Below are 14698 nucleotides of genomic sequence, written 5' to 3'. Positions count from 1 at the left end.
ATCAGCCCTTCGCGCGCAACGCCGTCGCGGTGGCGAGGACCAGCTCGGGGTCGGCGTCGTACGGGGTGTTGAGCGAGACCCGCGTCGCCAGCCCGGCGAAGCGCTCGTGCAGCCCCGCCGCGGCCTCGTCCGGCGTCCCGCCGACGGCGAACGTGTCGACGATCTCGTCGGTGATCAGGCCGGCCATCTCGTCCCACGCCTGCCGGCGGGACAGCTTGTTGAGGGTGACGTGCAGGTCGCCCCAGCCGTGCGCGTCGAGCACCGGCTTGTACGCCGGGGTCGAGGCGTAGAACGCGATCTGCCGACGGGTCCCGGCGACGGCCTTCGCGCGGGCGTCCTCGTCGGCACCCAGGACGACGAACGCCGGCATGCTGACGGTGAACCCGTCGAGCCCACCACCGCGGGCCTCGCGCAACGTCGGCAGGATCGCGTCGGACAGGTAGGCCCGAGACGTCAGCGGATGGCACATGATTCCGTCGGTGACCCGGCCCGCGACCTCGACCATGCGCGGGCCGACCGCGGCCAGCAGCACCGGCGGGTTGCCGTACGGATTGGGGCCGGGGGAGAAGATCTCGGTCAGCAGGCTGTGGGAGTAGAACTCGCCCGAAAAGGACAGCCGCTCACCGGAGGCGAAGGCGTCCCAGATGACGCGCATCGCGGAGACGAACTCCTCCATCCGCGCCGCCGGGCTGCTCCACGGCATGGCGAAGCGGCGCTCGATGTGGGCCTTGACCTGCGACCCGATCCCCAGCTCGAAGCGCCCCTTCGAGACCAGGGTGATGTCGTTGGCGGCCATCGCGAGCGTCATCGGTGTCCGGGCGAACGCGACGGCGATCGCGGAGTTCAGCGTGATCGACTCCGTCGCCCGCGCCGCCAGCGCGAGCGCGACGAACACGTCGTGCTGGGTCTCGGGGACACCGACGCCGGCGTAGCCCTCCTGCTCGGCCCGGACGGCGGCGGCCTCGACGCCCTCCGGCTCGTTGCGGACGTCGACGACGGCTTCGACCAGCACGGGCAACCACGCTCCTTCGTATCGGCTGGCCCCGATCCACTCACACCCGCCGGGCGCGGGTCCACTCAGGGCGACCGGGTCTGCACAGCTCCGGCCGGGAGACATGTCTGCGGCGTGGCCACGGGCGGCGCTGGGGGAGGTGCGGTGTCACATCGGGCTCACGCGCCCGTGTGCAAGGATCGATCACGGCCCTCGACATCACGGACCCGGACCGGCTGCCGGCGCTGCTACCCCGGCACCGACGCCGCGGGGCCACCACACCCCGGCCGACCCGGTCCCACGCACCACCCACGACCAGGGGGAACACCGCGATGACTCTCGTGGAGAGCGTCCGACGACGCGTGCTCGGCTTCGTCGTGCCGCTCTACATGCGCTGGCGTGCCCGCCGCGGCGGCGGCGCGCTCGACATCTCCGAGATCCTGCCCGACGAGGCGCTGATGCCGTTGCGCCGCGTCGGTGTCGACCCGGTCCCGGAGCTGGGGCAGCTGCGCGACCGCGAACCTGTCTCGACGATCGACGCGCCCTACGGCATCCGGGCGTGGCTGGTGACCGGCTACGAGGAGGCCAAGGCCGTCCTGACCGCGACCGACGCGTTCAGCAACGACTTCACCCACCTCGTCGGCAGGCTCGGCATCACCGCCGAGCAGGACCCGGGCGGCCTCGGGTTCGCCGACCCGCCCGACCACACCCGGCTGCGCAAGTTCCTCACCCCCGAGTTCACGGTCCGTCGTCTGCGCCGGCTCGCGCCGCGCATCGAGGCGATCGTCGAGGGCCAGCTCGACGTCATGGCCGACACCGTCGCGAACGGCGGCCAGGCCGACCTCGTCCGCGACTTCGCCCTGCCCATCCCGTCGCTCGCGATCTGCGAGCTCCTCGGGGTCCGCTACGAGGACCGCGGCGACTTCGAACGGCTCTCGACGGCCCGGTTCGACCTGCTCGGCGGGTTCTCCGGCTCGTTCGGTGCCATGTCGGAGTCGGTGGGCTACCTGCTCGACGTCGTCGCCAAGGAACGCAAGGACCCCGGCGAGGGCCTGCTCGGGATGCTGGTGCGCGAGCACGGCGACGAGATCGACGACCGCGAGATGGCGGGGATCGCCGACGGCCTGCTCACCGGCGGGCTCGAGACCACCACCAGCATGCTCGCCCTCGGCGGGCTCGTCGTGATGCGCGACGAGACGCTCCGCAGCTCCCTGCTCTCCGACGACGCCGCGCCCGACAAACTCGTCGAGGAACTGCTGCGGATCATCACGCCGGTGCAGGTCGCGTTCCCGCGCTTCGCCCGGACCGAGACGACCGTCGGCGGGAAGACGATCCTGCCGGGCGACGTCGTGCTCTGCTCGTTGTCGGCCGCCGACCGCGACCCGCGCATCGGCGACGACATGGACGGTGTCGACGCGCAGCGCAAGGTTCCGCCGCACCTGGCGTTCGGCCACGGCATCCACCGCTGCGTCGGCGCCGAGCTGGCGCGGATGGAGCTGCGCACGGCCTACCCCGCGCTCATCCGCCGGTTCCCGGAGATCCACGCGGCCGCCACCGACGCGGAGCTGCCGTACCGGCCGCTGTCGTTCGTCTACGGCGTCGACGCGCTGCCGGTCGAGCTGGGGACCGCGGCACCCGCGCCCGCAGAGCGGGTCTGACCCGACGGCACGGCGAGCCGTGTGAGCACGGCGCGGTGGTCGCTGCCGGGCAGGTCGAGGAAGCGGACCGACTCGGCGGTGATCCCCGAGGTGGCCAGCACGTGGTCGATCTGCGGCCCGAGAGTGCGACCCCAGGGCCCCCACGTCGGGGTGAGACCCTGGCCGCGCTGCTCGGCGGCATCCCCGCAGCCCCGCGCGGCGTCGCGAAGTACCGAGTGGTCGAAGGTGGCGTTGAGGTCACCCGCGACGATCGCGGGCCCACCGCCCGCGCACCACGTCCCGAGCCGGGAGAGGTCGGCGGCCCAGACGTCGAGCCGGTCGGGCAGCGGTGAACGCGGGTGGACGGCGGCGAACCGCAGCGCGTCGAGCCGCCCGCCCGTGACCTCCAGATACGGGATCTCCATCGAGGTGCCGACGGTGACCGTCACCGGGCCCACGCTGTCGGCGACGAGGACGGTCACGCCGGCGACGTCGGGCACCCCGCGCCCCGTCGACGACTGCACCCGGTATCCCAGCGGCGCGACGAGCGGGGCGATCCGGTCGCCGAACCGGATCCCGGCCTCGGGCAGCGACACCAGGTCGGGCCGCTCGGTCCGGATCACGTCGGCGAGCGCGGCGGGCGTGGCCCGGCCCTCCCAGACGTTGAACGCCAGCACGGTGAGGGTCGACGCCCCGGCGGGTGGCGGCGGGTCGGCGACGAGCCGCGGCGCGACGATCGCCGTCCCCGCGACGGCCACCGCCAGCAGCCCCGCGGCGACGGGCCACAACCGTCGGCGGAACACCGTCGCGACCAGGAACACCAGCCCCAGCAGCCCGACCGCGACCACCACGTACGGCCGGAACGCCACGATCTGGGCGAACGGCGCGACGCGGTCCAGCCCCCACAACCGGTCGGGAAGGGCGACGAGCACGGCGAGCACTGTGAGCGCCGCCGCGACCGCGAACCGCACCCACGACCGGGGCCGGCCCGGAGCAGCGGGCGGTGCGGCGGGCACGGAGGTGGTCGTCATCGATCGCCATCCTGCCGGGGCAGCATGAGAAGACCCTGAGATCCACCGCGCCGGGTCGCGCGAACCCGAGCCCCAGCGCCGAGCGTGTCGTCAGCGCGGACGGGGGCGCGCTCATGTCACGTTCGCGCGCCGAGTGGCCGGCGAGCGTGTCGTCAGCGCTCAGGACCGGCGCTCACGACACGCTCGGCGCCGATGGCCGGCCGGCGCTCGCCGACCGACGTGCGGACGCGCCGTGGGTCGGCGGGCCGTGGGTCGGCGCGCGCCGACCTGTTGTGCCGCGGGGCTGTGTCACTCGGCGCGGAACTCCGCCGGGCGCTCCGGGGAGGCCTCGGCGAGGGCGGCGCGCACACCGTCGGCGTCGAAGTCCTTGCCGTACACCGGCGTCCCGGGCTGCTGACGCCACGACTCGGCCAGCGACCCGGCGTCGACCGGGTCGAACCCGAGTGCGTCGACGAGATCGAGCACGGTCTGCTTGCCGGGGCCGTCACCGGCGACGGGCAGGGCGATCCGCTTCGCGGTGCCGGCCGGGACACCCTTGTCCAGCAGGTGCTTCCAGTAGATGCCGTTGAAGACCTTGAACACCGGCGAGCCGATCTGCTCGGCGACCCAGACACTCTCCGGTGTCCCGGCCTCGATGGCGTCGATACGGCCGTCGCGCTGCTGGGGGTAGTAGTTGTTCGTCTCGACGACCGGCGCACCGTCGCGGGCCTTCGCGACGATCCCGGGGGCGAGGGCGGGCACGTTCTTCTGCGGGATGCTGACGACGACCAGGTCCGCGTCGGTCGCGGCGTCGGCGGCCCAGACGGCGGTGGCGCCGGTCTCGGCGGCCAGGTCGGCGAGCGTCTCGGGGGCGCGGGAGTTGGCGACCCGGACCTCGTGGCCGAGGGCGGCCAGCTTCCGGGTGAGTGTGCCGCCGATGTATCCCGCGCCGATGATTCCGATCCTCATGTGGGCGCCAACCCGGCTCGCCGGGGCTGCATTCCCGCTGCGCAGACCTCGTGAGTGGCAATAGTCGCGATAGCGACTATTGCCACTCACAGGCTCTAGTAGATGTCGAACGTCTTGCCGTGCTCGGACTCGGGGCGCTTGCCGAAGATGCGGCGCTCGGACTCCTCGATGGGGCGGTCGTTGATGCTGGCCTCGCGGCGGGCCATGTAGCCCTCGGAGTCGAACTCCCAGAGCTCGTTGCCGTAGCTGCGGAACCACTGGCCCTCGGCGTTGTGGCTCTCGTACTGGAACCGCACGGCGATGCGGTTGTCGGTGAAGGCCCACATCTCCTTGCGCAGCGCGTAGTCGAGCTCGCGCTCCCACTTCTGGGTCAGGAACTTCACGATCTCCTCGCGGCCGACGACGTGGGTGTCGCGGTTGCGCCACACCGAGTCCACGCTGTAGGCGCCGGCGACCTTCTCCGGGTCACGGGTGTTCCATCCGTCCTCGGCGGCCTGGACCTTCTTGGCGGCGCTCTCGGCGTCGAACGGGGGGAACGGCGGACGGCTCATGCTGCGGAGACCTCCTCGGCTCGGCAACGGAGAACGGCCGTTCTCCGGCTTGCGGGTAGTCTAGAGAACGACCGTTACCAGTCAAGCCCGGAGGGGTCGCGTGGAACTCGCGGAAGCATCCGATCGGCTGTTGGTCGCAGCGGAACGGCTGTACTACTCGCGCGGCATCGCAGCGGTGGGTATCGACGACGTCAGGGCGGCGGCCGGCGTCTCCATGCGGCGGCTCTACCAGCTCTACCCGTCCAAGGAGCACCTGGTCGCGGCGTATCTCGACGCGCGCGACGTGCGGTGGCGCGGGCGCGTCGCCGCCCACGTCGACGCCGCGGGCGAGGACCCCGGGGCCCGGCTGCTCGCGGTGTTCGACTGGCTCGGCCTGTGGTTCGCCGAGGACGACTTCCGCGGCTGCGCGTTCATCAACGCGTTCGGTGAGATCGGCGGCGACTCGCCGCTGGTCCTGGCCGCCGTCCAGCGGCACAAGGACCTCTTCCGCGACTACCTGCGCGACCTCGCCCACGCGTTCCCCACCGACTCGCCCGAGTCGCTGGCCGCAGGGATCACGCTGCTCGCAGAGGGGGCGATGACCGTCGCCGCGATCGGCACCGACCCCGACGCCGCGGCCCACGCCAAGGCCGCGGCGCACGTGCTGCTCGACGCCGCGCGCTAACGCGCGCGGCGGTCGACCAGCCGCTGTAGCTTGCCGACCGAGCGCTCCAACGTGTCCGGCTCCACGATCTCGCAGGTCACGCTCACGCCGACGGTGTCCTTGACGGCCGTGACCAGCTCGGCCGCGGCGGCGTCGCGACGCTCGACCGGCGTCGACGGCCGGGCCTCCACCCGCACGCCGAGCGCGTCCATCCGGCCCTGCGTCGTCAGTACCAGCTGGAAGTGCGGTGCCAGGCCCGCGGTGCGCAGCACGATCTCCTCGATCTGGGTCGGGAAGACGTTCACCCCGCGCAGGATGATCATGTCGTCGCTGCGGCCGGTGATCTTGTCCATCCGGCGCATCCCGGGCCGCGCGGTGCCGGGCCGCAGCGTTGTCAGGTCGCGGGTGCGGTACCGGATGATCGGCAGCGCCTCCTTGGTGAGCGAGGTGAACAGCAGCTCGCCCTGCTCCCCGTCGGGAAGGGGCGTCGCATCCAGCGGGTCGACCACCTCGGGCAGGAAATGGTCCTCCCAGACGTGCAGCCCGTCCTTGGTCTCCACGCACTCCTGCGACACGCCCGGGCCGATGACCTCCGACAGCCCGTAGATGTCGACGGCGTGCATGTCCATGCGGTCCTCGATCTCGAGGCGCATCTGCTCGGTCCACGGCTCGGCGCCGAAGATGCCCACCTGCAGCGACGACGTGCGCGGGTCGATGCCCTGCTTCTCGAACTCGTCGACGACGGTCAACATGTAGCTGGGCGTCACCATGATCAGGTCGGGCCGGAAGTCCTGGATGAGCTGGACCTGACGCGGGGTCATGCCGCCCGACACCGGGATCGCCGTCGCCCCCAGCTTCTCGATGCCGTAGTGCGCGCCCAGCCCGCCGGTGAACAGGCCGTAGCCGTAGGCGTTGTGCACCTTGTGGCCCGGGCGCCCGCCCGCGGCGCGGATGCTGCGCGCCATGACCGTCGCCCAGGTGCGGATATCGCGCTCGGTGTAGCCGACGACCGTCGGGCGGCCCGTCGTGCCCGACGACGCGTGCACGCGGCGCACCTGCTCCTGCGGGACGGCGAACATGCCGAAGGGGTAGTTGTCGCGCAGGTCGGCCTTCGTCGTCGTCGGGAACTTCGCGATGTCGGCGAGCTCGCGGCAGTCGTCGGGGTGCACGCCCGCGGCGTCGAAGCTCTTCTTGTAGAACGCCACGTTGTCGTAGGCGTGGCGCAGCGTCCACTGCAGCCGCTGCAGTTGCAGCGCACGGAGTTCGTCGACCGACATGCGCTCGGCGTCGTCGAGGGTCCCCGGGTCCGGTGCCGCGCCGAGCCGGCGCGCGACGGCGGTCACTTGTCACCCTCCTGGACAGACGACTTCTTCGCGACGAGGGTCAGCACGTCGTAGCGCGCCACCGACTCGCCGTCCTGGCGCGTGACGTCGGCGTCCCAGCGGACCTCGCCGTAACCGGCGGTGTCGCGCGGGGTGAGCTGCTTGCAGGTCAGCGTCACGGTGAGCTCGTCGCCGAACCGGACCGGGGTGAGGAAGCGCAGGTCGTCGACGCCGAAGTTGGCGAGCACGGGGCCCGGGTCGGGGTCGACGAACAGCCCCGCCGCCAGCGACACGACGAGGTATCCGTGCGCCACGCGCTCCCCGAACAGCGGGTTCGCGGCGGCGGCCTCGGCGTCCATGTGCGCGTAGAAGGTGTCGCCGGTGAACTCGGCGAAGTGCTCCACGTCCTCCTGGGTGACCCGGCGCGGGCCCGCGACGATGGTGTCGCCCGGGCGCAGCTCCTCCAGGTGCTTGCGGAAGGGGTGCACGTCGGTCTGCTTGCGGGCAGAGCCGCGGACCCAGCGTCCCGTGATCGCGGTCAGGGTGTCGGGGTCGGCCTGGATCGCGGTGCGCTGCATGTGGTGCAGCACGCCGCGGATGCCGCCCATCTCCTCGCCGCCACCCGCGCGGCCGGGGCCGCCGTGCACCAGCGCCGGCAGCGGAGAGCCGTGCCCGGTGGACTCCTTCGCGTCCCGCTGGTTGAGCACCAGCACGCGCCCGTGCCACGGCGCCACACCGAGCACGATCTCGCGGGCGACGGCCGGGTCGGCGGTGACGACCGACCCCGCGAGGCTGCCGTTGCCCCGTGCGGCCAGCTCGATCGCGTGCGGGACCGAGGAGTAGCCCATGACCGTCGACACCGGGCCGAAGGCCTCGACGGCGTGCGGCTCGGCCCGGTCGGGATCGGCGGTCAGCAGGACGGGGGAGAGGAACGCACCGCGCTCGCTGTCGGCGCCGACGACGTCGACCTTGCCGGGGTCGCCGTGCACGATCCGCCCGGCATCGGCCAGGGCCGCGATGTTGCGGCGCACCTCGTCGCGCTGGTCGAGGCTCGCGAGTGCGCCCATCCGCACGCCCTCGGCGTCGGGAGCGCCGACGACCGTCTTCGCGAGCTGCGCCGAGACGGCCTCGACGACCGCGTCCACGTGCTGCTCCGGCACGAACGCGCGGCGGATCGCCGTGCACTTCTGGCCCGCCTTGACCGTCATCTCGGCGACGACGCCCTTGACGTAGAGGTCGAACTCCGGCGAGCCCGGCGCGACGTCCGGGCCGAGGATCGACATGTTCAGCGAGTCGGCCTCGGCGCTGAACCGGACGGACTCTCCCACGATCGTCGGGTGCGTCCGGAGTCGTGCGGCGGTCGCGGCGGAGCCGGTGAACGACACCAGGTCCTGGCCGGTCAGGTGGTCGAACAGGTCGCCCACGCCGCCCGCGACGAACTGCAGCGACCCCTCCGGCAGCAGGCCCGAGCCGATGATCAGCTCGACGAGGGCCGAGGTGAGGAACGCCGTCGGGCTCGCGGGCTTCACCAGGCTCGGGACACCGGCGAGGAACGCGGGCGCCAACTTCTCCAACGGCCCCCAGACAGGGAAGTTGAACGCGTTGACCTGCACCGCGACCCCGTGCAGCGGGGTCGCCACGTGCTGACCCACGAACGTCCCGCCCCGGCCCAGCGGCTCGACCCCGCCGTCGACGTAGACGGTGTCGTTCGGCAGCTCGCGGCGGCCCTTGGAGGCGTAGGCGAGCAGGACGCCGATACCGCCGTCGACGTCGAACTTCGAGTCGAACAGCGTCGCGCCAGTGCGCGCCGACACCGCGTAGAACTCCTCGCGGTGCTCGCGCAGGTGCCCGGCCAGCGCCTTGAGCAACCCGGCACGCTGGTGGAACGTCAGCTCCCGCAGCGCAGGCCCGCCGACGCGGCGGCCGTGGTCGAGCGCCGCCGCCATGTCGATCCCGGCCGACGACAGCCGCGCCACCTCCTCGCCGGTCACCGCGTCGAAAAGGGTGCGGGCGTCGCCGTCGGGGGCCTGCCAGGTGCCGGCGACGTAGCTGCGGAGCGTCTCGGTCATCGGATGTCCTCCCGGGGACGGCCGGTCGAGGGGCGCGGGTCGCCGAACGATCGTTCGGTCGACCCCGGCAAGCTAGCACCTCCACCCCCGTCGGCGGAACGCCGCGCGACCGCCGACTGACCGAACGATCGGTCGGAGAGCCGATAGCATGACCCGATGGCCGACTCTCCCGCCGTCCTCGTCGAGCGCGACAGCGCCGACGCGTCCGTCGCCGTCGTCACGATGAACCGCCCCGAGCGGCACAACGCCCTGACCGTCGAGCTCAAGGTCGCGCTGCGCGACGCACTCGTCTCCGTCGCCGGCGACGACAGCGTCCGCGCGATCGTGCTCACCGGCGCCGGGCGCTCCTTCTGTGTCGGGCAGGACCTCGGCGAACACGCCGCCGCCCTGGCCGAGGGCGCCGAGTTCACCACGGTCGAGGAGCACTACAACCCCCTCGTCCTGGCCATGGCCGAGGCACCCAAGCCCGTCATCGCGGCCATCAACGGCACCTGCGTCGGCGCCGGTCTCGGGTTCGCCCTCGCCGCCGACCTGCGCGTCGCCGCCGCCGGGGCCACCTTCGCGACGGCCTTCACCGGTATCGGTCTCACCGCCGACTCCGGGCTGTCGGCGACGTTGGCGCACATGGTCGGCGTCGCCCGCGCCACCGAGCTGCTCCTGCTCGGCGAACGCTTCACCGCCGAGGACGCCGCCGCCTGGGGCCTGGCCCGGATCGCCCAGGGCGAGGCGATCGACGACGCCCTGCAGCTCGCCCGCACCCTCGCCGCCGGCCCGACCGCCGCCTACGGCGAGGTGAAGGCCGCGGTGCGCTTCGGCGCCGTCAACGAGCTGCCCGCCGTCCTCGCCAACGAGGGCCGCGCCCAGGCCCGCCTCGTCGGCACCGCCGACCACGCCGGCGCCGTCGCCGCGTTCCTCGACAAGCGCAAGCCCACCTTCGAGGGCCGATGACGGCGACGAACGCCGGCCGCGCGGTGCGGCCACGGGGGCCCAGCGGCGGCTCGGAGTCGGTGCTCGACAAGGCCGTCCTCGAGTTCAACGCCCGCGGGTACGACGCCACCAGCATGGAGGACCTCTCCCGCGCGGTGGGGATCACGAAGTCGTCGTTCTACCACCACTTCGCGGGCAAGGAGGCGCTGCTGCGGGCGGCGCTGGAACGCGCCCTCGACGGGCTGTTCTCCGCCCTGGAGGAACCGCCGGGGGCCGAGGCGCCCGCCGGCCCGTCGGAACGGTTGCGGCGCATCGTGACCCGTCAGGTCCGGGTGCTCATGGACGAGCTGCCCTACGTCACATTGCTGCTGCGGGTGCGCGGGAACACCGACACCGAGCGCTGGGCGCTGGAACGTCGCCGCGAGTACGACGGGCAGATCGCCGCGCTGGTGCAGGCGGCCGCCGACGCGGGGGAGATCCGCGAGGGTGTCGACCCCGTGCTCGCCGCACGACTGCTGTCGGGCCTGGTCAACTCCGTCGCCGAGTGGTACCGGCCCGGCCGGCGGGGGATGTCGGGGCTGCCCGAGGAGGTCGCCCGCGCCGCCGTCGAGGGGATCCTGCCGACGTCCCACTGACCCCGCCGGGCCGACGGATCCTGCTGGGGAGACTGGCTCCCGCGGGGTCGGCGTACCGAGTGCCGCGCGCAACCTCACGGTCGTGTTCGGCGCCGCGGACAGCAGTGAGGTTGCGCGCGGGTCGTGTGGCTTCCGTCGGCGGGTTGCGGTCCGGGCGTCGCTGCGCCATCCTTGGCCGAACGAACATTCGGTAGAGGAGTCGTCGTGCCCGAGGAGACCCAGGCACTCGAGGCCCAGTTCGACGCGACCGTCGCCGCCGACCGGCGCATCGAGCCGCGCGACTGGATGCCCGAGGGCTACCGGAAGACACTGATCCGCCAGATCGCCCAGCACGCCCACTCCGAGATCATCGGCATGCAGCCGGAGGGCAACTGGATCCTGCGGGCGCCGTCGTTGCGCCGCAAAGCGATCCTGCTCGCCAAGGTGCAGGACGAGGCCGGCCACGGCATGTACCTCTACGCCGCCGCCGAGACCCTGGGCGTCGACCGCGAGGACCTCACCGAGCGCCTCATCGACTCCCGCCAGAAGTACTCGTCGATCTTCAACTACCCGGCCCTGTCCTACGCCGACATCGGCGTCATCGGCTGGCTCGTCGACGGCGCGGCGATCTGCAACCAGGTCCCGCTCTGCCGCTGCTCCTACGGCCCCTACGCGCGGGCGATGATCCGCATCTGCAAGGAGGAGTCGTTCCACCAGCGGCAGGGCTACGAGCTGCTGCTGGCCATGGTCAACGGCACCGACACGCAGCGCGAGATGGTGCAGGAGTCGGTGAACCGCTGGTGGTGGCCGTCGCTGATGATGTTCGGCCCGCCCGACGGCGACTCGCCCAACACACAGCAGTCGATGGCGTGGGGCATCAAACGGCACACCAACGACGAGCTGCGGCAACGGTTCGTCGACATGTCGGTGCCGCAGGCCGCGGCCCTGGGCGTCACCCTGCCCGACCCCGACCTGCGGTGGAACGCCGACCGCGGCGCCCACGACTACGGCGAGCCCGACTGGGCCGAGTTCAAAGCCGTCATCTCCGGCTCCGGACCGGCCAACGCGCAGCGCGTCGCGCACCGGCGCCGCGCCCACGACAACGGTGCCTGGGTCCGCGAGGCCGCCCAGGCGTACGCCGACAAGCAGGCGGCGCGCACGAAGGAGGCGGCGGCATGACCACCGGGCGACGGACCTGGCCGCTCTACGAGGTCTTCGTCCGCGGCAAGCGCGGGCTCAACCACGTCCACGTCGGCTCCCTGCACGCCGCCGACGACGAGATGGCCCTGCACAACGCGCGCGACGTCTACACCCGGCGCAACGAGGGCGTCAGCATCTGGGTGGTCCGGGCGGACCTGATCACCGCGTCGAGCCCCGACGAGAAGGACCCGTTCTTCGCGCCGTCGGCCGACAAGGTCTACCGGCACCCGACGTTCTACGCGATCCCCGACGAGGTGCCGCACCTCTGATGTCTCCTCATGCGCAGGAACAGGACCCGACCAACGCCTACCAGTCGTTGTCGGAGACCACCGAGCACGACGACCCGCGCTGGGCGTTCGGCTCCGGGTTCGAGGACGTGCAGGCCGAGATCGAGGCGCCCGTCCCCGACGGGGCCGACGCCGCGGACCTCGCCGAGTACTGCCTGATGCTGGGCGACGACGCGCTGATCTGCAGCCACCGCGTGTCGGAGTGGGTGTCCAACGCGCCGGAGCTGGAAGAGGAGGTCGCCCTGGCCAACACCGCCCTGGACCTGCTCGGCCAGGCGCGGGTGCTGCTGTCGCGGGCCGGGCACGTCGAGGGCGCGGGCCGCGACGAGGACGCGCTCGCCTACCTGCGCGGGGAGGCGGAGTTCCGCAACGTCGGCCTCGCCGAGCTGGGCGACGACCTCGACTTCGGCGTCGCCGTCGCGCGCCTGCTCGTCTTCTCGACGTGGCGGCTCGCCCTGCTGTCGCGGCTGCGCGACTCCCGGGACCCGGTCGTGGCCGCTGTCGCGGCGAAGGGTGTCAAGGAGCTGACCTACCACCGCGACTGGGCCGCCCGCTGGGCGCTGCGCCTGGGCGACGGGACCGACGAGTCGCACCGCCGCATGCAGGCCGGGCTGGAGACGGTGTGGCCGCACGTCGAGGAGCTGTTCCGCACCTCCGACGTCGAACGCCGCCTCGTCGACGCCGGTGTCGCGACCGACCCCGCCGCCACCCGCGAGGAGGTCGACGCCGTGCTCGACCAGGTGCTCGCCGCGGCCACACTGACCCGCCCGACCCTCCCCGGTCGCGGCACCCTCGGCGGGCGCGCGGGACGCCAGGGCGCGCACACCGAGGCACTCGGGCACGTCCTCGACCGGCTGCAGAGCCTCGCCCGCGCACACCCCGGGGCGTCGTGGTGAGCGCCCGCGAGGTGGTGGCAAGCGTCGTCGACCCCGAGATGCCCATGCTCACCCTCGACGACCTCGGCGTGGTCCGCGACGTCGCCATCGACGGCGACGCCGTGACGGTCACGATCACGCCGACCTACTCCGGCTGCCCCGCCGTCGAGGAGATGCGCACCGACCTCGCCGACGCCCTGCGCGCCGCCGGGTACGGACCCGTCCTCGTCCGGACAGTGTTCGCCCCGGCGTGGAGCACCGACTGGATCAGCGAGGCCGGCCGCCGCAAGCTCGCCGAGGCCGGCGTCGCCCCGCCCGGCTCGGCGCCGCGGCCCGCCCCAGGTCCCGTCCCGCTGACGCTGACCGCCCCGCCGACGGTCGTGACCTGCCCGAACTGCGGGTCACGCGCCACCGAGGAGCTGTCGCGCTTCGGCCCCACCGCGTGCACGGCGCTGCGCCGCTGCACCACGTGCCGGGAGCCCTTCGAGCACATGAAGGAGATCTGAGGCGTGCCCACCGCCACCGCCGCGCCGTTCCACCCGCTGCGTGTCGCCGCCGTCGACCGGCTCTGCGACGACGCCGTCGCCGTCACGTTCGACGTGCCCGCGGAGCTCGCCGACACCTACGACTTCCGGCCCGGCCAGTACCTGACGCTGCGGCTGCACACCGCCGACGGCGAGGAACGCCGCTCCTACTCGATCTGCGCGCCCGCCGGTGCGGCGCCGCGCGTCGGGGTCCGCCGCGTCGACGGCGGCCGGTTCTCGGAGTGGATCGTCGACCGCCTCGAGGCGGGGGAGGAGATCGAGGTCGGCCCGCCGTCCGGCGGCTTCACCCCCGAGCTGGCCGCGGGCACCCACCACGGCCTGATCGCCGCCGGGTCGGGCATCACGCCGGTGCTGTCGATCGCGGCGTCGCTGCTCGCCGCGCATCCCGACACCCGCGTCACCCTGCTCTACGGCAACCGCCGCACCGACACCGTCATGTTCACCGAGGAGATCGCCGACCTCAAGAACGCCTACGGCCCCCGCCTGCACCTGGTGCACGTGCTGTCGCGCGAACCGATGGAGGCCGACGTCGTCAGCGGCCGCCTCGACGGCGCCAAGCTGCGGCAGCTGCTCACTTTGCTGGTCGACGTCGAGGGTGTCGACGACTGGTGGCTCTGCGGGCCGCTCGGCATGACCGAGGACGCCGTCGCCGTGCTGGGGGAGCTGGGCGTGGAGCGGCGGCGCGTGCACCGGGAACTGTTCTACGTCGACGCCCCGCCGCCCGAGCTGCACCGCGCCGACGACGTCGTCGTCGACGGGGAGACCAGCGAGGTCACCGTCGTGCTCAACGGCCGGTCGACGACCCTCACCCTGTCCCGCGACGAGTTCGTCCTCGACGCCGCCCAGCGCGTCCGCGGCGACCTGCCGTTCGCGTGCAAGGGCGGGGTGTGCGGGACGTGCCGGGCCAAGGTGTGCGACGGCGAGGTCCGCATGGTGCGCAACTACGCGCTGGAGGACGACGAGGTCGACGCCGGCTTCGTCCTCACCTGCCAGACCCGCCCGCTCTCGGCCGCGGTGACCGTCGACTACGACTCCTGACCGCTGTCTGCGCGCAACCT

15 protein-coding genes are annotated in these 14698 nt (G+C 72.8%); 9 read left to right on the top strand and 6 right to left on the bottom strand.

What is annotated here, in order from left to right; translation table 11 throughout:
• Position 1: 1 nt before the first annotated feature.
• Entirely contained in the window at positions 2-1012 is a 1011-nt protein-coding gene (locus PSU4_RS24235; RefSeq protein WP_147112965.1) for a TIGR03617 family F420-dependent LLM class oxidoreductase, read from the bottom strand.
• Positions 1013-1323: 311 nt separating this feature from the next.
• Between PSU4_RS24235 and PSU4_RS24230 the strand changes: the two genes are divergently transcribed.
• Positions 1324-2649, top strand: a complete 1326-nt coding sequence (locus PSU4_RS24230) for a cytochrome P450 (RefSeq protein ID WP_147112920.1) — start codon at positions 1324-1326, stop codon at positions 2647-2649.
• Here the strand turns inward: PSU4_RS24230 and PSU4_RS24225 are convergent.
• The 3 genes from PSU4_RS24225 to PSU4_RS24215 form a co-directional block, all read right to left on the bottom strand.
• Complete coding sequence (locus PSU4_RS24225; protein ID WP_147112917.1) at positions 2583-3659, bottom strand: endonuclease/exonuclease/phosphatase family protein; 1077 nt, start codon at positions 3657-3659, stop codon at positions 2583-2585. The two genes, PSU4_RS24230 and PSU4_RS24225, sit on opposite strands and share 67 nt — an antisense overlap.
• A 288-nt stretch (positions 3660-3947) precedes the next feature.
• A complete protein-coding gene (locus tag PSU4_RS24220) occupies positions 3948-4697 on the bottom strand; it encodes an NADPH-dependent F420 reductase (protein ID WP_281290730.1) in 750 nt (249 codons plus the stop codon).
• Between the two features lie 5 nt (positions 4698-4702).
• Positions 4703-5158, bottom strand: coding sequence for a nuclear transport factor 2 family protein (locus tag PSU4_RS24215; protein WP_147112911.1), 456 nt, complete (start codon positions 5156-5158; stop codon positions 4703-4705).
• A 130-nt stretch (positions 5159-5288) separates the two neighbouring features.
• Between PSU4_RS24215 and PSU4_RS24210 the strand changes: the two genes are divergently transcribed.
• A complete protein-coding gene (locus PSU4_RS24210) occupies positions 5289-5822 on the top strand; it encodes a TetR/AcrR family transcriptional regulator (RefSeq protein ID WP_307724797.1) in 534 nt (177 codons plus the stop codon).
• On the opposite strand, the gene paaK is transcribed toward PSU4_RS24210, so the two are convergent.
• Both paaK and paaZ read right to left on the bottom strand, forming a co-directional pair.
• Complete coding sequence (gene paaK / locus PSU4_RS24205; protein ID WP_246115312.1) at positions 5819-7078, bottom strand: phenylacetate--CoA ligase PaaK; 1260 nt, start codon at positions 7076-7078, stop codon at positions 5819-5821. The two genes, PSU4_RS24210 and paaK, sit on opposite strands and share 4 nt — an antisense overlap.
• A 62-nt stretch (positions 7079-7140) precedes the next feature.
• The gene (gene paaZ / locus PSU4_RS24200; RefSeq protein WP_147112901.1) at positions 7141-9192 is read right to left on the bottom strand and encodes a phenylacetic acid degradation bifunctional protein PaaZ; all 2052 of its coding nucleotides are present in this window, start codon (positions 9190-9192) and stop codon (positions 7141-7143) included.
• 156 nt (positions 9193-9348) lie between these two features.
• On the opposite strand from paaZ, the gene PSU4_RS24195 reads away from it, so the two are divergent.
• The 7 genes from PSU4_RS24195 to paaE all read left to right on the top strand — a co-directional run bounded on the left by PSU4_RS24195 (position 9349) and on the right by paaE (position 14678).
• Entirely contained in the window at positions 9349-10140 is a 792-nt protein-coding gene (locus PSU4_RS24195) for an enoyl-CoA hydratase/isomerase family protein (RefSeq protein ID WP_147112897.1), read from the top strand.
• Positions 10137-10754, top strand: a complete 618-nt coding sequence (locus PSU4_RS24190; RefSeq protein ID WP_147112894.1) for a TetR/AcrR family transcriptional regulator — start codon at positions 10137-10139, stop codon at positions 10752-10754. Before PSU4_RS24195 ends, PSU4_RS24190 begins: the two co-directional genes overlap by 4 nt.
• Positions 10755-10958: 204 nt before the next feature.
• The gene (gene paaA / locus PSU4_RS24185) at positions 10959-11912 is read left to right on the top strand and encodes a 1,2-phenylacetyl-CoA epoxidase subunit PaaA (RefSeq protein ID WP_147112891.1); all 954 of its coding nucleotides are present in this window, start codon (positions 10959-10961) and stop codon (positions 11910-11912) included.
• A complete protein-coding gene (gene paaB, locus PSU4_RS24180) occupies positions 11909-12202 on the top strand; it encodes a 1,2-phenylacetyl-CoA epoxidase subunit PaaB (protein ID WP_147112888.1) in 294 nt (97 codons plus the stop codon). The genes paaA and paaB overlap by 4 nt, the downstream gene beginning before the upstream one ends.
• Positions 12202-13116, top strand: a complete 915-nt coding sequence (gene paaC / locus PSU4_RS24175; RefSeq protein WP_147112884.1) for a 1,2-phenylacetyl-CoA epoxidase subunit PaaC — start codon at positions 12202-12204, stop codon at positions 13114-13116. Before paaB ends, paaC begins: the two co-directional genes overlap by 1 nt.
• Complete coding sequence (paaD, locus tag PSU4_RS24170) at positions 13110-13601, top strand: 1,2-phenylacetyl-CoA epoxidase subunit PaaD (RefSeq protein WP_147112880.1); 492 nt, start codon at positions 13110-13112, stop codon at positions 13599-13601. The genes paaC and paaD overlap by 7 nt, the downstream gene beginning before the upstream one ends.
• A 3-nt stretch (positions 13602-13604) precedes the next feature.
• Complete coding sequence (paaE, locus tag PSU4_RS24165; RefSeq protein ID WP_147112878.1) at positions 13605-14678, top strand: 1,2-phenylacetyl-CoA epoxidase subunit PaaE; 1074 nt, start codon at positions 13605-13607, stop codon at positions 14676-14678.
• Positions 14679-14698: the final 20 nt, after the last annotated feature.

It is taken from the genome of Pseudonocardia sulfidoxydans NBRC 16205 (assembly GCF_007989085.1).
In the GTDB taxonomy this organism is placed as follows: domain Bacteria; phylum Actinomycetota; class Actinomycetes; order Mycobacteriales; family Pseudonocardiaceae; genus Pseudonocardia; species Pseudonocardia sulfidoxydans.
Note: the sequence above shows the minus strand (reverse complement) of the source record. Positions and strands in the feature narration are given on the sequence as shown.

Coding starts and splice junctions, on each gene's coding strand:
- PSU4_RS24225 (WP_147112917.1), bottom strand. CDS start 3,659: ATGACGACCACCTCCGTGCCCGCCGCACCGCCCGCTGCTCCGGGCCGG.
- PSU4_RS24215 (WP_147112911.1), bottom strand. CDS start 5,158: ATGAGCCGTCCGCCGTTCCCCCCGTTCGACGCCGAGAGCGCCGCCAAG.
- paaC (WP_147112884.1), top strand. CDS start 12,202: ATGTCTCCTCATGCGCAGGAACAGGACCCGACCAACGCCTACCAGTCG.
- PSU4_RS24190 (WP_147112894.1), top strand. CDS start 10,137: ATGACGGCGACGAACGCCGGCCGCGCGGTGCGGCCACGGGGGCCCAGC.
- paaB (WP_147112888.1), top strand. CDS start 11,909: ATGACCACCGGGCGACGGACCTGGCCGCTCTACGAGGTCTTCGTCCGC.
- PSU4_RS24230 (WP_147112920.1), top strand. CDS start 1,324: ATGACTCTCGTGGAGAGCGTCCGACGACGCGTGCTCGGCTTCGTCGTG.
- paaK (WP_246115312.1), bottom strand. CDS start 7,078: ATGTCGGTCGACGAACTCCGTGCGCTGCAACTGCAGCGGCTGCAGTGG.
- paaZ (WP_147112901.1), bottom strand. CDS start 9,192: ATGACCGAGACGCTCCGCAGCTACGTCGCCGGCACCTGGCAGGCCCCC.
- PSU4_RS24195 (WP_147112897.1), top strand. CDS start 9,349: ATGGCCGACTCTCCCGCCGTCCTCGTCGAGCGCGACAGCGCCGACGCG.